At 64.1% G+C, this 20756-nt stretch carries 17 protein-coding genes; 9 read left to right on the forward strand and 8 right to left on the reverse strand.

What is annotated here, in order from left to right:
- Positions 1 to 39 precede the first annotated feature (39 nt).
- From L0V05_RS15175 to L0V05_RS15190, 4 genes are all read left to right on the forward strand, one after another.
- Positions 40 to 1539: a CoA-acylating methylmalonate-semialdehyde dehydrogenase gene (locus tag L0V05_RS15175; protein ID WP_234871876.1), complete on the forward strand. Its 1500-nt coding sequence runs from the start codon at positions 40 to 42 to the stop codon at positions 1537 to 1539.
- A 160-nt stretch (positions 1540 to 1699) separates the two neighbouring features.
- A complete protein-coding gene (locus L0V05_RS15180) occupies positions 1700 to 2053 on the forward strand; it encodes an excinuclease ABC subunit A (protein WP_234871878.1) in 354 nt (117 codons plus the stop codon).
- A 63-nt stretch (positions 2054 to 2116) separates the two neighbouring features.
- A complete protein-coding gene (locus tag L0V05_RS15185; protein ID WP_234871880.1) occupies positions 2117 to 2773 on the forward strand; it encodes a Crp/Fnr family transcriptional regulator in 657 nt (218 codons plus the stop codon).
- Positions 2774 to 2867: 94 nt separating this feature from the next.
- Positions 2868 to 3074, forward strand: coding sequence for a YgaP family membrane protein (locus tag L0V05_RS15190; RefSeq protein WP_234871881.1), 207 nt, complete (start codon positions 2868 to 2870; stop codon positions 3072 to 3074).
- Positions 3075 to 3076: 2 nt separating this feature from the next.
- Here the strand turns inward: L0V05_RS15190 and L0V05_RS15195 are convergent, their stop codons facing one another.
- Both L0V05_RS15195 and uvrA read right to left on the reverse strand, forming a co-directional pair.
- The gene (locus L0V05_RS15195; RefSeq protein WP_234871883.1) at positions 3077 to 4051 is read right to left on the reverse strand and encodes an Lnb N-terminal periplasmic domain-containing protein; all 975 of its coding nucleotides are present in this window, start codon (positions 4049 to 4051) and stop codon (positions 3077 to 3079) included.
- A 193-nt stretch (positions 4052 to 4244) separates the two neighbouring features.
- Complete coding sequence (gene uvrA / locus L0V05_RS15200) at positions 4245 to 7103, reverse strand: excinuclease ABC subunit UvrA (RefSeq protein ID WP_234871885.1); 2859 nt, start codon at positions 7101 to 7103, stop codon at positions 4245 to 4247.
- Positions 7104 to 7335: 232 nt separating this feature from the next.
- Here uvrA and L0V05_RS15205 point away from each other — a divergent pair, with 232 nt between their 5' ends.
- Positions 7336 to 7671, forward strand: coding sequence for a rhodanese-like domain-containing protein (locus L0V05_RS15205; protein WP_234871887.1), 336 nt, complete (start codon positions 7336 to 7338; stop codon positions 7669 to 7671).
- Here L0V05_RS15205 and L0V05_RS15210 read toward each other — a convergent pair.
- The 6 genes from L0V05_RS15210 to L0V05_RS15235 all read right to left on the reverse strand — a co-directional run bounded on the left by L0V05_RS15210 (position 7668) and on the right by L0V05_RS15235 (position 17038).
- A complete protein-coding gene (locus L0V05_RS15210) occupies positions 7668 to 8834 on the reverse strand; it encodes an MFS transporter (protein WP_234871888.1) in 1167 nt (388 codons plus the stop codon). The two genes, L0V05_RS15205 and L0V05_RS15210, sit on opposite strands and share 4 nt — an antisense overlap.
- Positions 8835 to 9214: 380 nt before the next feature.
- Positions 9215 to 10612 carry a dihydrolipoyl dehydrogenase gene (gene lpdA, locus L0V05_RS15215; protein WP_234871890.1) on the reverse strand — a complete coding sequence of 466 codons (1398 nt, stop codon included), beginning with the start codon at positions 10610 to 10612 and terminating at the stop codon, positions 9215 to 9217.
- Between the two features lie 84 nt (positions 10613 to 10696).
- Entirely contained in the window at positions 10697 to 11281 is a 585-nt protein-coding gene (locus tag L0V05_RS15220; RefSeq protein ID WP_234871892.1) for a DUF924 family protein, read from the reverse strand.
- Positions 11282 to 11428: 147 nt separating this feature from the next.
- Positions 11429 to 12664: an MFS transporter gene (locus L0V05_RS15225; RefSeq protein WP_234871894.1), complete on the reverse strand. Its 1236-nt coding sequence runs from the start codon at positions 12662 to 12664 to the stop codon at positions 11429 to 11431.
- Between the two features lie 88 nt (positions 12665 to 12752).
- The gene (gene queA, locus L0V05_RS15230; RefSeq protein WP_234871896.1) at positions 12753 to 13808 is read right to left on the reverse strand and encodes a tRNA preQ1(34) S-adenosylmethionine ribosyltransferase-isomerase QueA; all 1056 of its coding nucleotides are present in this window, start codon (positions 13806 to 13808) and stop codon (positions 12753 to 12755) included.
- 2 nt (positions 13809 to 13810) lie between these two features.
- The gene (locus L0V05_RS15235) at positions 13811 to 17038 is read right to left on the reverse strand and encodes a YhdP family protein (protein ID WP_234871898.1); all 3228 of its coding nucleotides are present in this window, start codon (positions 17036 to 17038) and stop codon (positions 13811 to 13813) included.
- Between the two features lie 206 nt (positions 17039 to 17244).
- Here L0V05_RS15235 and bcp point away from each other — a divergent pair, with 206 nt between their 5' ends.
- From bcp to L0V05_RS15255, 4 genes are all read left to right on the forward strand, one after another.
- Positions 17245 to 17706 (forward strand): thioredoxin-dependent thiol peroxidase, encoded by a 462-nt coding sequence (gene bcp, locus L0V05_RS15240; protein ID WP_234871899.1) that lies wholly within the window; start codon positions 17245 to 17247, stop codon positions 17704 to 17706.
- Between the two features lie 17 nt (positions 17707 to 17723).
- A complete protein-coding gene (locus L0V05_RS15245; RefSeq protein WP_234872225.1) occupies positions 17724 to 18524 on the forward strand; it encodes a ferritin-like domain-containing protein in 801 nt (266 codons plus the stop codon).
- Positions 18525 to 18761: 237 nt separating this feature from the next.
- Positions 18762 to 20111, forward strand: coding sequence for a DUF5930 domain-containing protein (locus L0V05_RS15250; RefSeq protein WP_234871901.1), 1350 nt, complete (start codon positions 18762 to 18764; stop codon positions 20109 to 20111).
- Positions 20101 to 20613, forward strand: coding sequence for a bactofilin family protein (locus L0V05_RS15255; RefSeq protein ID WP_234871902.1), 513 nt, complete (start codon positions 20101 to 20103; stop codon positions 20611 to 20613). Before L0V05_RS15250 ends, L0V05_RS15255 begins: the two co-directional genes overlap by 11 nt.
- The last annotated feature ends 143 nt before the right edge of the window (positions 20614 to 20756 follow it).

The raw sequence follows: 20756 nt of genomic DNA on the forward strand, positions 1-20756 counted from the left end.
GCAAGCCTATTCTGCGGCCAGCGCATCAGGGAGGATCCCATGAAAGAACTCACCCACTGGATCAACGGCAAGCATGTGAAAGGCACGTCGGGCCGCTTCGCCGATGTCTTCAACCCCGCCACGGGCGAGGTTCAGGCCAAAGTGCCGCTCGCCTCGAAGGCCGAGCTTGACCATGCCGCGTCCGAGGCCGCCAAGGCGCAGGTCAAATGGGGTGCCACCAACCCGCAGCGCCGCGCGCGGGTGATGATGGAATTCGTCCGTCTCCTGAACCGCGACATGCAGAAACTGGCCGAAGTGCTGTCCAGCGAACATGGCAAGACCGTGCCGGACGCCAAGGGTGACATCCAGCGTGGCCTCGAGGTCATGGAGTTCTGCATCGGCGCGCCGCAGATGCTGAAGGGCGAGTTCACAGACTCGGCCGGCCCCGGCATCGACATGTATTCCATGCGCCAACCCGTTGGCGTTGCAGCCGGAATCACGCCCTTCAACTTCCCGGCGATGATCCCGATGTGGAAGATGGGCCCCGCACTCGCCTGCGGCAACGCCTTCATCCTCAAGCCGTCGGAGCGTGACCCCTCGGTGCCGCTGATGCTTGCGGAACTGATGCAGGAAGCCGGGCTGCCCGATGGTGTGCTCCAGGTCGTCAACGGCGACAAGGAAGCGGTTGACGCGATCCTCGACAACCCCGAGATCGGCGCGATCGGCTTCGTGGGTTCGACCCCGATCGCCGAATACATCTATGGCCGCGGCTGCTCGAACGGCAAGCGCGTGCAGTGCTTCGGCGGCGCCAAGAACCACATGATCATCATGCCGGACGCCGACATGGATCAGGCCGCCGACGCACTGGTCGGCGCAGGCTATGGCGCGGCCGGCGAGCGCTGCATGGCGATCTCTGTCGCTGTGCCCGTGGGCGACGCGACGGCGGATGCGCTGATCGAGCGGCTGATCCCCCGGATCGAAAAGCTCAAGGTCGGCCCCTACACCGCCGGTAACGACGTGGATTACGGCCCGGTCGTCACCGCCGCCGCGAAGGCCAACATCCTGAAACTCGTAGAGTCGGGCGTCCAGCAGGGCGCGAAACTCGTCGTCGACGGCCGGAACTTCAAGCTGCAGGGCTATGAGGACGGCTTCTTCGTCGGGCCGCACCTGTTTGACCACGTTACCCGCGACATGGACATCTACAAGAAGGAAATCTTCGGGCCGGTGCTCTCGACCGTGCGCGCCAAGACCTATGAAGAGGCCCTCGGCTATGCCATGGACCACGAATACGGCAACGGCACCGCGATCTTCACCCGCGACGGCGACACAGCGCGTGATTTCGCCAACCGCGTCAACGTCGGCATGATCGGGATCAACGTGCCGATCCCGGTTCCGCTGGCCTACCACACCTTCGGCGGCTGGAAGAAATCGGCCTTCGGCGACCTGAACCAGCACGGGCCCGACGCCTTCCGCTTCTATACACGCACCAAGACCATCACCTCGCGCTGGCCCTCGGGCATCAAGGAGGGCGCGAGCCTGAACTTCAAGCCGATGGACTGAGTCCGACCTGTTTCCCAATCAGGAACGACCCCGGCGAAATCCGGGGTCGTTTCATTTTCGGCAACAATCTGATGCGCCGGTTTCCGCCGCTGCCGCAAAGTGTGGCTGTCCTTCCTGGCGGATAGGGGTAAATCATCCCCAAAGACCGGAAGGATCGACCATGACCCGACTTGCGATTGCACTTGCCCTTATCGGGGCCTTCGCCATCTCTCCCGCTGCCGTGGAAGCCAAGGGCTGTCCGCCGGGACTGGCAAAGAAAGCCGTGCCCTGCGTTCCACCGGGTCATGCCAAGCATGGCCAGTGGGATGAGCGCGACGACGACGATCACTATCGCGGCGGCTACTACATCACCGATTACGACTACAAGCGCCTGCGCTACCCCGAACGCTATGGCCTGCCGCCCCTGCGCCCCGGTGAGCGCTACTACATCGCGAATGACCAGATCTACCGGGTCGACAGCGATACCTACAAGATCCTGAACCTGATCGGGGCTGTTTCGGCGTTTCTCAACTAAACGGTTGATCGCACTCCTCGCGGCATCCTAGGTGTTGGACGTGCATCCTTCCCAGGACCTTCAATGACCGCCTGGACAGAGACTTCCCTTCTTGCCGGCCTCGACGCGCAGGCACGTGCGACCCTCGCACGCCTGCTGCCGGTCGAAGTGCAAAAAGGCGCGGCGCTCTTCCATCCCGGAGATCGCGCCAAGGGTTTTGTCGTGGTGCTGTCCGGCCGCATCGAGGTCTATCTGACTGGGCCCACCGGGCGGGAAATCCTGCTTTATGCGGTCGAGCCGGGCCAAAGCTGCGTTCAGACGACGCTTGGCCTTCTGGGGGGCGAGGATTACTCGGGCGAGGCGATCGCGGCGACAGAGTGCCGGATGGTGCTGATCCCCCGTCCGATGTTTCTTGCCCTTATGGATGGCTCCGAGGCGTTTCGACGCTTCGTGTTTTCCGCTTTTGCGCAGCGGATGCAGGGCATGATGCAGGTGCTGGAACGAGTGGCCTTCACCCGCGTCGAGTGCCGGTTGGCGGCTGAGCTTCTGCGTATCGCAGAGGGCGCGGAAGTCCATGCCACGCAGGCGGAACTCGCGACCCGCATCGGTTCTGCGCGCGAGGTGGTGACGCGGCGCCTCGACCAGTTCGCCAGCCGCGGTTGGGTGACGACCGAGCGCGGGCGCGTCAGCCTGACCGACATCCCTGCCCTGCGGCGTCTCGCGGCGGCTGGAGATGTTTGATCGCGTTTGGTGACGTTGTCACAGACGCCGGTCTGCGACTGTGACAGAAATGGTTCATGCCCCATCGGAAGGGGCCAGGAAAAGGACCAGAACAATGTTCACCACGAATGTCGGCGGTATCGACCGCGTCCTCCGGATTGTCGTCGGGCTAGCACTGCTGGTCTGGTTCTTCGTCGATCAGGGAACAGGATTCTGGCACTACGCCAAGCTGATCGGCGTCGTGCCGCTGCTGACCGGCCTGTTCAGCACTTGCCCGCTTTACTCGATCCTGGGCGTCAGCACCTGCCCGATGAAGGCCTGACGCTAATTGCGCTCCAGCGCCCTGAGGCGCTGCGCGAAGGTGGGGCCATCGGGCCCTACCTCACGCGAGGAAGGCACGATCGCCTCCTTCATGACCTGGTCAAAGGGTACATCGGTGCGGATCGCGCCGTGGTCGTAGAGGTATTGCGGGAAATACCCTGACAGCAGCACCCTCCAGGTCAGCGGAAGGCCCGGCTCGATCTTCCGGGCCAGCCGCCAGACCACGGTGGTGCAGTTGGTGGTCAGCGTGTTGTAGAACTCCGGCTCGCGGGCCAGTTGATTGCCAAGCGCCAGGTATTCCAGGAACAATTCCTTACGCCGCTCCGGGCCGAGATTGAGCGCGAAGAAGCGAACGGTCTCGGGGGGATTGTCGCGCACATCGGATCGCAGACGGATTATGTCGCGTTCCTCGGCCGCCAGCAGGACCAGCGTGTAGAGCCGGAAGAAACCGCCAATTGTGGAATAGACCTGCCCCTTGTCCTTTCTGGTCTCGGCCGAGAAGACAACGTGCTGGCCATCCTTGAAGCCAAAGCCAACCAGCACATGGGCGATCGCGGGGCTGCCCCAGACCGAAGTGAACAGGTCAACAGAGGTGATCTCGTCGATGTTGTAGCGCTTCTCTTCCCACCGGGGCGTAAAGTCCGAGGTGGTGCGCCAGTCGAAGTCTCGGACGTGATGCAGCGTGGCGATGTTGCCGCTGATCTCGGAGGTCACGCCAAACTCGACATCCGGCTGCCAATCCCTATCGTTCGAGGGCCGGATCGTTCCCCACCAGACCGATGCGACAAAGACCAGGGCCGCCGCTGCCAGCCAGACGGTCCAGACGTTGTTGGCCCACCAAAGACGCGCCAAGGCCACGGCGGCCCCGAAGATCAAGAGCTGTAGCGCGATGCGCGCGGCACCGGCGAACTGGTAATGGACTGCCAAGATCAGCAGAACGAGGAACGGCAGGATCAACAGCAACTGGATCGTCCGCATCAGAAGGTGACGCCGGCCCGGCTGAGAGGGTCGGAAATTGAGTCCAAAGCCGTTCTTACCGCCTGCCATCGCGCCCCGCATCCCCAGTCTTGCCGGATCTTCGTCCGTATCCTGGCCAGACTGTCATGCTTCGTGGCCTCGCGCCACCCGGCGGTTGCGAGGCCTCGGCGGCTGACCGCGCGCCAGGTCCGCCCTATTCGGCGGCAACCCGCCGCGTCTTGAGCATGTCCTTCAGATAGCGGCCGGTATGGCTGCGCTCGACCTTGGCCACGTCCTCGGGCGTACCGGTCGCGACGATCTCGCCACCGCCGTCGCCGCCCTCTGGACCGATGTCGATGATCCAGTCGGCGGTCTTTATGACGTCGAGGTTGTGCTCGATCACGATGACCGAATTGCCCTGCTCGACCAGTTCATGCAGCACTTCAAGAAGCTTGCGCACATCTTCGAAATGCAAGCCGGTTGTCGGCTCGTCCAGGATGTAGAGCGTCCGCCCCGTCGCCCTGCGGCTCAGTTCCTTGGACAGCTTCACCCGCTGCGCCTCGCCGCCCGAGAGCGTCGTCGCCTGCTGGCCGACCTTGATGTAGCCAAGTCCCACCTGCACCAGGGCATCCATCTTCTCGCGGATCGCCGGGACGGCCTGGAAGAAGCCCTGCGCATCCTCGACCGTCATATCAAGAACGTCCGCTATGCTCTTGCCCTTGAATTTTATTTCCAGAGTCTCGCGATTGTAGCGATGCCCCTTGCAGGTCTCGCAGGTCACATAGACGTCGGGCAGGAAGTGCATCTCGATCTTGATGACGCCGTCGCCCTGGCAGGCCTCGCAGCGCCCGCCCTTGACGTTGAAGCTGAAGCGTCCCGGCTGGTAGCCGCGCGCCTTGGCCTCGGGCAGCCCCGCGAACCAGTCGCGGATCGGGGTGAAGGCGCCGGTATAGGTCGCCGGGTTCGACCGTGGGGTGCGACCGATCGGGCGCTGGTCGATGTCGATCACCTTGTCGAGATGCTCGAACCCCTTGATCGTCTCGCAGGGCGCGGGGGTCTCATGCGCGCCGTTCAGGCGCATGGCGGCGGTCTTGAACAGCGTCTCGATGGTCAGCGTCGACTTGCCGCCGCCCGACACCCCGGTGACGCAGACGAACTTGCCGAGCGGGAAGTCCACCGTCACATGCTTGAGGTTGTTGCCGGTCGCATCGACCACGGTCACTTTCTTGCCGTTGCCCTTCCGCCGCTCAGCGGGAATCGCGATTTCCCGTGTTCCGGCAAGGTATTGGCCGGTGAGGCTCACAGGATCGGCGGCGATCTGCGCAGGCGTGCCATGCGCGATGACCTGTCCGCCATGCACACCCGCACCCGGCCCGATGTCGAAGACATAGTCGGCCTCGCGGATCGCGTCCTCATCATGCTCGACCACTAGGACGGTATTGCCCTGATCCCGCAGGTTCTTGAGCGTCGTCAGCAGCCGGTCATTGTCGCGCTGATGGAGGCCGATCGAGGGCTCGTCGAGCACATAGAGCACCCCGGTCAGGCCCGAGCCGATCTGGCTTGCCAGTCGGATCCGCTGCGACTCGCCGCCCGACAGGGTGCCGGCATTCCGCGACATCGTCAGGTAATCCAAACCGACGTTCACAAGAAATCCGAGCCGCTCGCGGATCTCCTTCAGGATCGCCCGGGCGATCTCGTTCTTTTGTGCCGTCAGCGTCGCCGGAACCGTCTCGACCCAGGCGAAGGCCTCCTTGATCGACATCTGCACAACCTGGCCGATATGCAGGCCGGCTATCTTGACCGCCAATGCCTCGGGCTTGAGCCGGTAGCCGTGGCAGGTGTGGCAGGGGCGGTTGTTCTGATAACGCTCCATCTCCTCGCGCGACCAGGCAGAGTCGGTCTCGCGGTAGCGCCGCTCCATGTTCGGGATCACGCCCTCGAACACGCGGGACACCTGATAGACCCGTCCCGCCTCGTCATAGCGGAAGGTGATCTCTTCCTCGCCCGAGCCGTACAGGAAGACCTGCTGCGCCTTCTCGGGCAGGTCTTTCCACTTCTTGCGCTTGTCGAAGCCGTAATGGGTGGCGATCGCGTCGATGGTCTGGGTTATGTAGGGCGATTTCGACTTGGCCCATGGGGCAATTGCCCCGCCGGCCAGTGTCAGGCCCTGATCGGGAACGACCAGACGTTCGTCGAAGAAAAGCTCTACCCCCAGCCCGTCGCAGGACGGACAGGCGCCGAAGGGCGCGTTGAACGAAAACAGACGCGGTTCGATCTCGGGGATGGTGAAGCCGGAAACCGGGCAGGCGAAGTTTTCCGAATAGGTGATCCGCTGCGGCTCGCCCTCTGGCGGGGCGGTTTCGATGATGGCGATCCCGTCGGCAAGGTCGAGCGCGGTGCGGAAGCTGTCGGCGAGCCGGGTCTCGATCCCCTCGCGCACGACGATCCGGTCCACCACCACGTCGATGTCATGGCGCAGTTTCTTGTCGAGCGTCGGCGCCTCCTCGATCTCGTAGAACTGGCCGTCGACCTTGACCCTCTGGAAGCCTTGCTTGCGAAGTTCCAGGAATTCCTTGCGGTACTCGCCCTTGCGGTCTCGCACGATCGGGGCCAGCAGGTAGGCGCGCGTCCCCTCCTCCATCGCCATGACCGCATCGACCATGTCCTGCACCTGCATCGCTGTGATGGGCAGGCCGGTTGCAGGCGAATAGGGCGTGCCGACGCGGGCGAAGAGCAGGCGCAGGTAATCGTAGATCTCGGTCACCGTGCCAACGGTGGACCGTGGGTTCTTCGAGGTGGTCTTCTGCTCGATCGAGATCGCAGGCGAGAGGCCTGAGATGTGATCGACATCGGGCTTGCCCATCATGTCGAGGAATTGCCGCGCATAGGCCGAGAGCGACTCGACATAGCGGCGCTGCCCCTCGGCATAGATGGTGTCGAAAGCCAGCGAGGATTTGCCCGACCCAGACAGCCCGGTAATCACCACAAGCTGATCTCGGGGGATATCGACGTCGATGCCTTTGAGGTTATGCTCGCGGGCACCGCGAACCTCGATGAATTTCTGCTCGGCCATGAAAGCCCCCAACACCCGGACCCGCTGATAGATAGGCGAAGGGAACCGAGTCTCCAATGCGAAATTGTGAACGAATGGTGAACAAGTATAAGGTCAATGACAAGGGCGATGGCGAAACGGGCATACTGCCGTTGACATTCAATTTACCGAATTTAAATCTGGGCGAGCCAGGCCCCTCCAGCAACCCACAAGGACTGCCATGTTGAACCTCTTCCGCTCTTCCGGCCCAAAGGTGTCCCCCATCGCCCCGGCCGACGCCATTGCCCGGGCCCAGGCGGGGACGTTGACCCTGCTCGATGTCCGCGAGGTGGCCGAGGTGGCCGCTTCAGGGAAGGCCAAGGGTGCGGTTCACATCCCGCTTGGCCTTGTGACGGTCAAGGCGGACCCCAAGGCGCCCGATCTTGATCCGCGCCTGTCACCGGACAAGCCGGTCGCGGTCTACTGCATGATGGGCGGCCGAAGTGCGAAGGCGGCCGAGGCGCTGGTCGCGATGGGATATACCGAGGTCTATAACCTCGGTGGGCTCTCGAACTGGACCGGTGCCGGCGGGGCAGTCGAAAAGGCCTAAAGCCGCTGCCTGCGGTATGCCTGCCAGGCATGCATCAGGATGCCGCCCGCACAGAGTGACACCGCGAACCACACCACTCCTGCAGAGCCAAAGCTTGCCACCAGCGCCGCCAGGATCGGCGTTCCGCTGGTGGTGCCAAGATTGCCGAGCTGCGCCACCGCACCTGAGGCTCTGGCCCGGTCCGCCTCGACCGGGTTCAGCTGCGGGATCGAGGCGAAGGACGCCCCCTGCACCATCCCGAGCGCAGCAGTCAGCGTCAGCGCCGCGGCAAGCCTGACCGGCGGCATTCCCCAGAACAGGCCCATCACGATAGCTGCGCCGAGGGCAACCGCGAATCCGCCCTCCACGATCCTCACGGCAGGCAGGTGCTTCAACAGCCAGACGCCGAACGTCAGCGAAACGCCGATGCTGAGAAGCGGCATGACCGTAGCGGCGACAGCCCGGTCCTTGCCCAGCATCGGCGGCAGAAGGGTGAGCAGCGCGACATAGAGCATCGTGTAGAAGACGAAGCCGGTCGCGGGGGCGGCAATCTGGGGTGAGCGGTAGATCTCGACGTGCTGGGCAAGGACGCCCCCTTGCGGCAGATCGCGAGCCGCGACTGGCGGGTGGGGCGGCAGCAAGGCCCAGATGATGACCGTCATCGCCGCCATGTAGGCCGAATGCGCCAGGAACAACGCCCCTGCCCCGTGCGCGCTGAACCAGCCGCCGACCAACGCCAGAAGCGCATAGGACAGACCGAAGAAAGTGGACCAAAGGGTCATTGCGAAGCCCTGATGGCGCGGCGGCGCCGTCTGCGCGATCAGCACCGGCCCGACCACAACGATGGCAAGGTGCGATAGGCCCTCGACGATACGGCTGGCCATCATCAGTGGGTAAGGCGGGAGGGCCGCCTGAGCAGCCGAGATGACGGCACCCGCCGCAAGTGCCACGAGGAGAACGCGGCGCAGACCAAGACGTTCGACGATGATCCCCGCAGTCGTGCCGAAGACCAGCCCGACCAGGCCCACGACCGAAACCATGAAGGCGACGCGGCCGATTCCGCCGTAATGGGCGACGAGCAGATCATAGAGGATGCTGACCTTGCCGAACTGTGCCGCGGCGCCAAGTCCCGCGGCCCAAAGGGCAAAGATGATGGGAAACGGTCGTGCATGCAGGGATGTCATGCCCCTGCCTAGCAAGGCAGGGCGGAATGCTCCATCCCGGATGCGACAAATGGAAAAGGGGCGGCCCGTCCCTTGGCCGCCCCTTCCGATTTGCCGAGGTTGTCCCGACCCCGGCTGCCTGCGCCAGCGCCAGATGGCGCAGGTATCCCTCTTCGTCGATCCTGTCCCGGGATCGTCTTCGGGCTTGAGGACAATCTGCCGGCTGTTCGTGGCGGATTTTCTGCGCATTTTCGGGACTTTCGGGGCTTTTCGTGGCCCGTCGGCAAATAGCGGAAACACTGGGCAGGCGGCTGCGGGATTGTTGCCACCTGACGCAAGTCCACAAGCAAAAGGGGCAGGACGACCGCCCTGCCCCCTTGCGATTCCACCGCCACGATTCGTCAGATGTGAAGCGCGCGACCGTAAGCGTCGAGCACCGCCTCGTGCATCATCTCGCTGAGCGTCGGATGCGGGAAGACCGTCTCCATCAGCTCGGCTTCGGTGGTCTCCAGTGTGCGGCCGACAACATAGCCCTGGATCAGCTCGGTCACTTCGGCGCCGATCATGTGGGCGCCGAGCAATTCGCCCGTCTTGGCATCGAAGACGGTCTTGATCATCCCCTCGGGTTCACCAAGCGCGATGGCCTTGCCGTTGCCGATGAATGGGAAGTGGCCGACCTTCAGCGTGTAGCCCGCCGCCTTGGCCTTTTCCTCGGTCAGGCCGACGCTCGCGACCTGCGGGTGGCAATAGGTGCAGCCGGCGATCGAGTTCGGCTTGATCGGATGCGGATGGCCGCCTGCGATCAGTTCGGCCACCATGACGCCTTCATGGCTGGCCTTGTGGGCAAGCCAGGGTGCGCCGGCGATGTCGCCGATGGCATAGAGCCCTTCAACGCCAGTACGGCAGTATTCGTCGGTCACGACATGGGTGCGGTCGATCTTCACGCCAAGCGCCTCGAGGCCAAGGTTCTCGACGTTGCCGACGATGCCCACGGCGGAGATCACGGTGTCGAAATCCTGCGTCTCGATCTTGCCGCCGACCTCGATATGCGCGGTGACCCCCACGCCCGGCTTGCGGTCGAGCTTCTTGACCGCCGCCTTCTCCATGATCTTCATGCCCTGCTTGACGAAGGACTTCTTGGCGAAGGCGCTGATCTCGGCATCCTCGACCGGCAGGATGCGGTCCATGACCTCGACCACGGTCGTGTCGGCGCCAAGCGTGTGGAAGAAGCTCGCGAATTCGATGCCGATGGCGCCCGAACCGATGACGAGCAGCTTCTTCGGCATGCGCTTGGGTTGAAGGGCGTGCTTGTAGGTCCAGACCAGATCGCCATCTGCCTCAAGCCCCGGAAGCTCGCGCGCGCGGGCGCCGGAGGCGAGGATAATCGCGGGGGCGGTCAGTTCCTCGACCCCCTTGTCGGTCGTGACCTTCACGGCACCTTTTCCGGCAAGGACGGCAGTGCCCATGAAAACGGTGATCTTGTTCTTCTTCATCAGATGGCCGATGCCCGAGGACAGCTGCTTGGCCACCCCGCGCGACCGCGCGACCACGGCGTTCAGGTCATAGCCGATCCCCTCGGCCTTGAGCCCGAATTCCTTGGCGCGGTGCATCAGGTGGAAGACCTCGGCCGAGCGGAGCAGCGCCTTGGTCGGGATGCAGCCCCAGTTCAGGCAAATTCCGCCCAGATGCTCGCGCTCTACGATGGCGACGGTCTTGCCCAGTTGCGCGGCACGGATCGCGGCGACATAGCCGCCCGGACCAGCGCCGATCACGATGACGTCGAAGGATTTGGCAGCCACGGTTCCCCTCCTCTGGAAAAGTAGTTTGCCATTAAACTATTTTTATGACCCCAGCAATACAAGGGCCGCCGCACCTCGTTGCGGTCAGTGCATGGCTTCGTCCCGTAGCCTCTTCACAAAGGCGGGATAGCCGCCGGCATCCATGAATTCCTGCTCGGCAGCCGTCGACTCCCGCCCGAGCGCGACGTTGCGAAATGGAAACCGCCCGAAGCGGGCGATGATCTCGCGATGGGCGATGGCATGGAGGACATTCTCGGCACCGGTTTCGGGCAGGCGTTCCCGCATGAGCGCGACTCCGAAATCCTGATCCGCCAGATCCTCGCTATGCTCGAACGGAAGGTAAAAGAACTGCCGCTCGGGTTCCGGCGCGCCCAGATCCCAGTCGGATGCGACCGCCTTCCGTGCTGCGTCGCGGGCCTTCGCGTCAGTGGCAAAGGCAAGCGCCGACCCGCGATGGATGTTGCGCGGCAACTGGTCAGTCAGGATGAGGTAGGCGAGCGAACCGACAGTGCCGTCGACCCAATGCTCGAGGCCGCCATCATGCGCGGCCTGCCATAGGTCGAGGAACCCGTCCCGGCAGGAAGAGTCGATCTCCTCGCTGCCGGAATACCAGCCGTCCTCGCCGATCTCGCCCAGCCAGAAGTCGAGCACGTCCACCGGATCGGCCATGACCCCTCCTCCATGCCACGTCTCTAGTTGCACCCTGACAGGTCACGACGCGGCCCGCAACGGTCCTGTCTGGGGCCGATGGCAGAAGCGGGAACCAAAGACTTCCAAGGCCTTTGGGAGCGTTCTTGCGACAGATCCCGCCCGGTCTCAGGCCGCCGTCTTTTCGGGGCGCTTGTCGACTACGGCATCCACCGCCGTCACCGAGGCAGACGGAACCACGGGCGCAAAGCCCGTTCCGCGGGCCGGCGTTGCACGGCGGGTCATACGCCAGCCGGCATAGGCGGCCAGGGCAAGGAACAGAACGCCGAGGAACAGGAACAGCCCCTCAGGGCCAAGCTGGTTCATCAGCCAGCCTGCCGCAACCGGGCCGCCGATCGCGCCAAGCCCGTTGAGGAAGATCATCCCCGCACTGGCCGCCGGCATCTCCTCCTTGCCGAGAAAGTCGTTCGTGTAGGCGATGAGCAGCGAGTAGAGCGGGTTGATCATGCCGCCGAGGATGACCCCGGAGACGAGATAGGCCGCGAAGGGCATCTCGAAGAGGAAGGTCAGCACCATGGCGAAACCGCCGAAAGCCGAGACGCCGAGGATCAGCTTGCGCCGGTCGATCCGGTCCGAGGCCCAGCCGATCGGATATTGGAACACCAGGCCCCCGACATAGAGCGAGGCGACGAACATGGTGATTTGCTGAACGCTGTAACCCTTTTGTGCCCCCCAAACCGCCGCCATGCCAAACATGGCCGAGAAGATGCTTCCGGTCAGCAGCATCCCCATGCAGCCAAGCGGCGAGATGCGGAACAGGCGGCGGAAGGGCAAGGGCTTGATCGAGTCAAAGATCGGCGCCGGGGTAGCTGCCAGAAGGATCGGCAGGAAGGACAGGGAAACCAGCACCGACGGCAGGATGAACAGGACAAAGCCCGACGGGTCTGGCAGGTTCAAGAGTGCCTGGCTGGCGATGATCCCGATCATCTGGACAATCATGTAAAGCGACATCGCCTGGCCGCGCGTCTCGTTCGTGGCGGTGTTGTTCAGCCAGCTTTCGGCGGTGATGTAGACGCCGGCAAACGAAAAGCCGATCAGCGCCCGCATCACCGACCAGGCCATCCAGTCCTCGATGACCGGGTAGAGCACCAGAACCGCCGAGATGATCGAGGCGAGGGCCGCGAAGACGCGGACGTGGCCGACCTGGCGGATCATGACCGGGGCAAGCCTTGACCCTAGCAGGAAGCCCAGGAAGTAGGCCGACATCACGTAGGAGATCTGGTATGTCGAGAACCCCGCCCCCGTGCCGCGGATGCCGAGGAGCGAGCCCTGCATGCCATTGCCGACCATGAGGAACATCATGCCAGCCAGCAGCGGCCAGGAAGAGGCGAGAACCTTCAGCACTTCGGTCTCCCAGGATGGATGAAGTCTAGCACTAATTGGCCCGCGCCGCGCTTCTGTTCTGCAAGCGACGGGGAGGCAAGAAGGCGCGTCATCTTGGCTCCGGGATCAGGAGCGATGCATCGCCGTAGGAAAAGAACCGGTAGCCCTCGGCCACGGCATGGCCGTAGATCCGGCGGATACGCTCTTGCCCCATCAGCGCGGAGACGAGCATCAGCAGGGTCGACTTCGGCAGGTGGAAATTGGTCATGAGGGCATCGGTGACCCGGAAGCGATAGCCAGGATAGATGAAGATGTCGGTCGTGCCGCTGAACGCGCGGACTGTGCCCGCGGGATCGGCCGCACTTTCGATGAGCCGCAGCGCGGTGGTGCCGACGGGAATGATCCGCCCGCCCGCCGCGCGGGTGGCGTTGATCTCTGCCGCGGCTTTGGCAGTGACCTCGCCCCATTCGGCATGCATGCGGTGGGTGGTCACGTCCTCGACCTTGACCGGCAGGAAGGTCCCGGCGCCGACATGCAGCGTAACCTCGGTGAAGGTCACGCCCATCTCGGCCAGAGACCTGAGCAGCGCCTCGTCAAAGTGGAGCGAGGCGGTCGGCGCCGCCACGGCCCCTGAATGTCGGGCGAAGACGGTCTGGTAGTCGTCCTTGTCCTGGGCATCCGGCGCGCGCTTGGCGGCGATGTAGGGCGGAAGCGGCATTGCCCCCGCCTCGGCCAGGGCTGCGTCGAAATCATCGCCGGAAAGATTGAACACCAGACGAAGTTCCGTGTCGGTCTTTTCCGCGACCTCCGCGGACAGTTGTTCGGAAAAGCGGATCACCTCGCCTGTGGCGAGCTTGCGCATCGGCTTGGCAAGCGCCCTCCAGCCCTCGACCGCGGGTTCAAGCAGCGTCACCTCGACCCTCGCCTCGACCTCGCCCTGCCCCGTCATCCGCCGCCGCGTTCCCGTCAGGCGTGCCGGAATGACCTTGGTGTTGTTCAGGATCAGCCGGTCGCCGGGGCGGAACTCTTCGATCAGGTCCGAGACGCGGCGGCCCTCGATCCGGTCGCCGCGCGCGACAAGCAACCTTGCCGAGGTGCGGGGGCGTGCGGGGCGCGTCGCGATCAGCCTTTCAGGCAGGTCGAAATCGAAATCTGAGAGCTGCATCCTCAGCCACCGGCCTTTGGTGGCGGGGCGCGGAAAATCTCGCGGAACATACCGGGGGTCAGGATCGAAAGCGGGTTGACGGAAACCCGGGGGGCGCTTGTCGATCCCCGGACAGTGTAATTGAAGCCGAACAGCCCCTCGCCCGGGCGGGTCAAGATGCTGCCGATGCCATTGAGCATATAGATCGGCGAGACGACCCCGACCAGATCGATCGTGTGCGCCTCCGCGTCGAAACGCCCAGACAGCGAGACACCAAGCGAGGCGCCGATGGCCGAACTCTGCAGGATCTCCACCCCGGCAGGCGATGTCTGGAATTCGGCCTGTCCGGAACTGAAGAACAGGCCCGACGCGCGCAACTGCTCAAGCAGGCCAACGACGCTGACCGCGTTAAGCAGCGCCGCGAGCACCGGCGCTTCGGTGATCTGCACGTTTCGGAAGTCGGCGACCCCACGATACGCGGCCTTTCCGCCCGTCGGGGTCAGGGTCAGATCCAGCGTTCCGCCGCGCGCCTTTTCGAAGATGCCGGCAGCAGCAATGACCGCCCCCGCATCGTCCGACCGCAGACGGAGCGCGGACCCCTTGGAGGTCGGCGCGATCTCACCCTTCACCGGTGCCTTGCCGTTCAGCCGGGCGCTGAAGTCGCCGTTCAGCCCGCCGCGCCCGTTTATGTTCCCTGAGAAATCGGTCAGCGTCAGGCTTTCTGTCGCGGTGATCCGATCCAGCCGCACAGCAAGATCGGGACTCCCCTCTCCCGAGCCCGACGCCATGTCGGGAACCTTCCGCAGATCGACCGTGCCGCCGGTGACGGAGATTGCGACCGGTTTGCCAACGCCCTGTCCCCGCAGATCGACGCTGATGTTGAGCCAGTCGCCGCTGGTGACCTTGGTGAACCGCGCGAGGTCAAGGCCGCCCTCGGGGCGTGTGGTGACCGAGCCTTCCGCCTGAACCGGCCCGGACTTCAGCACCAGACGGTCAACACCAGCGGGCTTGGCGATCTGCCCCTCGACTTCAAGCTGGGCACGCGCGCCAACGGCCTTGTCGAGCCCGATCGCCGGCAGGCTGAGACCGATGCCGGCAAGCTCTGACGCGATGCGGAACCGGCCGCCCTCGCCTTTCACCAGATCGATCTGCATGTCGGCTGGCCCTTGCCCGGTCACCATGCCCTCTGGCAACGTCACGCCGAATTCTCGCAGGGCGGCGTCTGAAAGCTGGACCGTCCCGGTAACCTGGCTCGTGCCCTTCTTCGCGGGGGCGAAGTCCATATGCCATTGGCCATCGAACGGCGCCTCGCCCATATGACCCGGCCCCGAAATCGTCAGGCCCTGGCGGTTTGCCCTGACCTGCAACGCCTCGGCTGTCAGGACATGCCCCTCGACCAGTCGATCCGACCGGACGCTGGTCATCCTGCCCTCAACCCGGAAATCCACATCGGGCATCTCGATCTTCGGCTTAAGCGGAAAGGTCAGAATCGCGTCGACCTGGGCTCGCCCCTCCGCCAGATCGACGGGCTGACCGGCCTTTGACAGGAACTGGAACGGTGGTTCGTCAAGGATCGACAGGGCGGCCGTCACGCTGCTGTCGGCCTTGATCGTGACCTGGGCCGTGGCGGGCTTTTGCGTGATGTCGAGCACCTTGAACACTGAACCCGCCATATCGACCGGGCCCCCTTGGGGTGGCTCGACGGCACCCCGTTCAAGCACTGTCGTATAGGTCTTCCCCCTGATCGAGGAATATCCGTAGCCATCACGGATCGGGGGCATGGTCCGCATGAAACGCACTTCTGCGCCGGCGAACTCGTAATCGAAGGTCAGGACCGGCTCTACTTGCGGTACCAGCCGCAGCCCGGCGCGGACGTTGAACAGGGTGCCTTCCTGCAGGTTGGCCTTTACCCAGTCTCGTGTCTTGGGCGTGAGGGAGAGCGGCCAAAGTCCCATCACCTTGTCTGCGCTGATCTGGTTCAGCCCGAGATCGGCCGCAACGGCCCAGCCTTCCGGGCCTGCGGTGACCCTGCCGCGCGAGACAAGGCGCGTATCGCCCTCCTGGAGGGCAAACTGCCCGATCTGCACCGTGAAGGGATCGAGCGTCAGCCGGAAATCGGCCTGCCCGGCGGAAAAGCGAACCGGCGCCTGGAACAGGCCTTCGGGATCAAGCTGGAGGTCACTGAAAGAAACCTGCGAGACGTAGCTCGTCGGAAGCCCGCGTGCGAGCCCCGGCAGACGGCTGACGCCTGAGGACTTCATCCGCAGCGTCTGGCTGTCGATCGTGAGGTCCGAGAAGGTGAAGGTCTCGGACGGCACATCGAGATGCACCTTAAGACCCGCCCGGTTGAACGGCACCGGCTTGGCCGCCGGCGAGGGATGCAGCGCACCCTCGGCAATGTCGAGCGAGGCGTCGATCACCGACATCGCGCCCTGATCATCGATATTGACCTGGATGCCGCCCGAGATCGGCGCGTCTAGAACCCCAAGCCAGGCCAGCGCGTTGCTTTGCGCGGCGATGTCGGCCGCGGCGACGTCGGTCACGCTGGCGGTCAGACGCGCCGCGTGCGATGGCTTGACGCTGACGATGGTCAGGTCGGCACGGGCGGGATCGGTCGCTCCGCCGACCAAACCGAGCGAGACCTGAAGCGCAAGTTCCTCTGCGCGGTTCTTAAGCGAGATGCGTCCATCGCCAACCTGCCAGACTCGCCGCGCCCGGCGGTCGTCCAGCGTCAGGCTCAGACCATCGGCTTCAATCATGTCGATCCGGCTCAGGATCGGGGCCTGAAAGGCGGCTTCGGTCTGGTCAAGGATCTCGGCCAGCGTTCCTGCCGGCGCGCCGGCCGTGTCTGTGCCGAAAGCAAGGTCGAGACGTCCATCCTCTAGCCGCACCAGCGTCATCTGTGCGCCGACGATGCGAAGCCGGTTGGGCCTGAGTTCACCCGACAGCAGGGCTCCGGCATCGAAGGTGACCTGCGCCTCGGGCAGATTGGCGATGGTCTTGCCCTCCAGCGTCAGCAGGCGCAAGTCATCGAGTGCAAGGCGCGGTTTCCAGTCGCGATCCACCCGCAGGATGACACCGCCGATGGCGACCCGCACACCCGGCGCGAGCCCCCTCTCCAAGGCCTTGTTGACGCGACTTTCAACCTCTGCGACGACCCAGACGGGAACATGCAGCGGCCGGCCAGTCAGGCCGAGGACGGCGAAGAAGGCGATCATCCCAAGAAAGACCGCAGCAAGCGTCCAGCGCACGCCGCTATGGCGGCGATGCGACAGCAGCCGCCGGGGTCGGGTGCTGACCGGCTTTTCCTCTTCGTCCCGTATCTTTCCGCTCCCCGGACCCTTTGCCCCGCCCGATGCCCCGCAACCGTCGGTCGATAGCCGGACTTGCCTTTATCTTTGCCCGGCGGCAACTAAAACACAAAAGGTTGTAACCTCTTCGACACAGGGAGCCTTCCATGCCTGCAATCGGCGACATTGCGCCCGACTTCACCCTTCCGCGCGACGGCGGCGCGAGCATCACCCTTTCGGACCTGAAACCCGGCAAGGTGGTGCTTTACTTCTATCCCAAGGACGACACGCCCGGCTGCACGCTCGAGGCGCAGGACTTTACGGCCCGCCTTGCCGATTTCCAGGCGGCGGGGGCTACGGTGATCGGCATCTCGAAAGACAGCGTCAAGGCGCATGACAAGTTCTGCAAGAAGCACGGATTGCAGATCGTTCTGGCCTCGGACGAAGGCGGCACCACCTGCGAGGATTACGGCGTCTGGGTCGAGAAAAGCATGTACGGCAAAACCTACATGGGAATCGAACGCACGACCTTCCTGATCGACGGGGCCGGCAAGATTGCCCGCGTCTGGCCGAAGGTCAGCGTGAAGGGCCATGCCGACGAAGTGCTGGCTGTGGTCAAGGCCCTGTGACGCTGTCGCTTGCCGAAATGGCGGTGGAGGTGCTGACCACCGCCGACGGCCGCGCCAAGACGGCGCTCGGACGTCGCCATGCCGCCGCCTGGTCCGCCGCGCGGGCAGCGGGGGCACCCCTGCCGATCGGCAAGTCAGAGCCGCCGCTGCGCCCGGCCCGGCCGGAACGGCCCGAATTGCTGCCGCCCCGCGATGTCCCGCGGCGCCGGCCGGGCACGCCCGCCGGACGCATCGCGCTTCTGCATGCGGTCGCCCATATCGAGTTGAACGCGGTCGATCTGCACTGGGATATCGTCGCCCGCTTCACCGATGTGCCGATGCCGCTTGGCTTCTATGATGACTGGGTCAGGGCTGCCGACGAAGAAGCCAAGCATTTCAACCTCATCTGCGACTGTCTTGAGGCCATGGGCAGCCATTACGGCGCCCTTCCTGCCCATGCCGGGATGTGGCGGGCAGCAGAAGATACCGTCGATGACCTGCCAGGCCGGCTCGCCGTCGTGCCCATGGTGCTTGAAGCCCGCGGGCTCGATGTGACGCCGGGGATGATCGAGGTCTTCCGCAAGGCCGGCGAGACGGGCGCGGTCGAGGCGATGGAAGTCATCTATGCCGAGGAAGTTGGCCATGTCGCCTATGGCTCCAAATGGTTCAACTTCCTGTGCGGGCGCCATGACATGGACCCGAAAGACGCCTTCTACGCGCTGGTTCGCAGGTATTTCCACGGCGCCTTGAAGCCGCCCTTCAACGAGGAGAAGCGCGCAGAAGCCGGACTGCCGCCAGACTTCTACTGGCCGCTCGCGGAAGAGTCGGCAGACAGCTGATCGCGACTTGGCAAGCGAGAAGACAAATGCAGATGAGCCTCTTACGCTAAGGCATCGGCAGGAAATCGCCTATTTCGGCTCCGGATGCGCAGCTTTTCGGCATCACCTGCGCAAAATCATTGCGGCTTCCGCACTGCCTCTGCTAGCCCACGATCATCCGGGCGCTTGGGGAATGTCGCGTCCGCATAAGGGCGGCCTACGCCTTCCTACCTTGGGGACACTGGACGGAACGGGGACGTGACGGGGCAACTCTCGCATAAAATCAATTCTGTGCTCGAGCGCTGGCTGCCAGAACAGCGGCTCTTCCTGAAATCGGATACAGAGACGCGCTACATCAGGCTGCGACCTGCGACGCAGCTTGTCGCGCTTGTCGGTTCCGGGCTGTTCGTGGCCTGGGCCATCATCGCTTCTGCAGTCCTGTTTCTGGGCATGATCTCTGCCGGAACAGCGCGTGAGCAGGTCCGGCTGGCAAACCAGATGTTCGAGGATCGGCTTGTCGCGATGTCAAACGACCGCGACGCCCGTTCCGCCGAAGCACAAAGCGCGCAGACGCGCTTCAACCTTGCGCTCGACCAGGTCTCGCAGATGCAGGCGCGGCTTCTGGCTTCGGAAGATCGCCGGCGCGAGCTGGAAACAGGGATCGACGTGATCCAGAAGACCCTGCGCCGTACGATCAAGGAACGCGACGAGGCCCGGAGCCAGCTGGTGGAAGTCTCGGCCCAGCTTCAGTCGGAAAGCGGATCTGTGCAGACCGACGACAGCCGCCACCAGGACATGCAGGCGACGCTGGCCGTTCTGTCGAGCGCCCTCGCCGATACGGCAACCGAGCGCGATCAGATGGCCATCGCGACGGCCGAAGCGCAGGAGCAGGCTGCCGCATCCGAGCTTGACCTGCGGCTCATGGAAGAGCGCAACGATGCGATCTTCGATCAGCTCGAACAGGCGGTGACCGTTTCGATGGAACCGCTGGACAAGATGTTCAAGTCGGTGGGTCTGAACCCGGACTCAGTCCTGGCGCAGGTGCGCCGCGGCTATTCGGGCCAGGGCGGACCGCTGACCCCGATCTCGCTGTCGACCAAGAGCGACCCGTCCGGACTCGGCTCGACCGAGGAGGCGCGCGCCAACGGCATCCTTTCATCGCTTGACCGGATGAACATGTATCGCATCGCTTCGGGCAAGATCCCCGTCGCCATGCCGCTCAAGACCAGTTTCCGCTTCACGTCGGGCTTCGGAGGCCGCAATGACCCCCTCGGTCGCGGTCTGCGCCGCCACGAGGGTGTGGATCTTGCCGGCGCCTATGGATCGCCCATCTATGCGACCGCAGAAGGAACGGTCGTCTTTGCCGGCTGGGAAAGCGGCTATGGCCAATTGTTGCGCATCCGTCACGACTTCGGATTGGAGACCCGGTATGGCCATCTGGCGCGAATTCGCGTGAACGTCGGCGACAAGGTATCGCGTGGCGACCGGATCGGTGATATGGGCAGTACGGGCCGGTCCACCGGCACGCATCTCCACTACGAAGTCCGGGTCGATGGGACCGCCAAGAACCCGATGACGTTCCTAAAGGCAGCGCGAAATGTTTTCTAAAAGCCGAATCAACGAACCCGGCCCGAAGTCTGGTTCCGAACCGGAGCGCCCCAAGGCGCCTGAGACTGCAGCGAAAAGCTCGATGGATTTTACGTCTTCTGCCAGCAAGGCCAAACCCGGTGCGTCTGTGCTGTCGTCCGACCTGACGGTCGTCGGCAATCTCAAGACCACGGGCGACATCCAGATCGAAGGCACGGTCGAAGGCGACATCCGCGCCCATCTGCTGACGGTCGGCGAAAGCGCCACCATACGCGGCGAGATCGTGGCTGACGATATCGTCGTTAATGGCCGGGTGATTGGCCGCGTCCGTGGCCTGAAAGTGCGCCTGACCTCGACGGCGCGCGTCGAAGGCGACATCATCCACAAGACCATCGCCATCGAAAGCGGTGCGCATTTCGAGGGTTCGGTCCAGCGTCAGGACGATCCGCTGCAAAGCGGTCGCCCGGCCCTCGCCGCGCCGACACCGGCAGCGCCGGCAGTGGCCAAGCCAGACGCCGTCTGATCCGCCTGCCGCACCGATCGAGGTTTCGCGAGGGGCGCCGGCCGAGGCGCCCCTCGTCATTTCCGGCCACCTCGCGGGAAACAAACACCGTCATCAAACCTTTGTCCGGCCGACACGCAAGTTGCACCGCCCCCCGCCAGCGC

This window comes from Alitabrizicola rongguiensis (assembly GCF_021491355.1).
Classification (GTDB): domain Bacteria; phylum Pseudomonadota; class Alphaproteobacteria; order Rhodobacterales; family Rhodobacteraceae; genus Aliitabrizicola; species Aliitabrizicola rongguiensis.

Excerpts from the sequence above, each read along its gene's own strand:
- L0V05_RS15185 (WP_234871880.1), top strand. The coding sequence starts at position 2,117 with ATGACCGCCTGGACAGAGACTTCCCTTCTTGCCGGCCTCGACGCGCAG.
- L0V05_RS15190 (WP_234871881.1), top strand. The coding sequence starts at position 2,868 with ATGTTCACCACGAATGTCGGCGGTATCGACCGCGTCCTCCGGATTGTC.
- queA (WP_234871896.1), bottom strand. The coding sequence starts at position 13,808 with ATGCAGCTCTCAGATTTCGATTTCGACCTGCCTGAAAGGCTGATCGCG.
- L0V05_RS15220 (WP_234871892.1), bottom strand. The coding sequence starts at position 11,281 with ATGGCCGATCCGGTGGACGTGCTCGACTTCTGGCTGGGCGAGATCGGC.
- L0V05_RS15175 (WP_234871876.1), top strand. The coding sequence starts at position 40 with ATGAAAGAACTCACCCACTGGATCAACGGCAAGCATGTGAAAGGCACG.
- uvrA (WP_234871885.1), bottom strand. The coding sequence starts at position 7,103 with ATGGCCGAGCAGAAATTCATCGAGGTTCGCGGTGCCCGCGAGCATAAC.
- L0V05_RS15180 (WP_234871878.1), top strand. The coding sequence starts at position 1,700 with ATGACCCGACTTGCGATTGCACTTGCCCTTATCGGGGCCTTCGCCATC.
- L0V05_RS15255 (WP_234871902.1), top strand. The coding sequence starts at position 20,101 with ATGTTTTCTAAAAGCCGAATCAACGAACCCGGCCCGAAGTCTGGTTCC.
- L0V05_RS15210 (WP_234871888.1), bottom strand. The coding sequence starts at position 8,834 with ATGACATCCCTGCATGCACGACCGTTTCCCATCATCTTTGCCCTTTGG.
- bcp (WP_234871899.1), top strand. The coding sequence starts at position 17,245 with ATGCCTGCAATCGGCGACATTGCGCCCGACTTCACCCTTCCGCGCGAC.
- L0V05_RS15245 (WP_234872225.1), top strand. The coding sequence starts at position 17,724 with ATGGCGGTGGAGGTGCTGACCACCGCCGACGGCCGCGCCAAGACGGCG.
- L0V05_RS15195 (WP_234871883.1), bottom strand. The coding sequence starts at position 4,051 with ATGCGGACGATCCAGTTGCTGTTGATCCTGCCGTTCCTCGTTCTGCTG.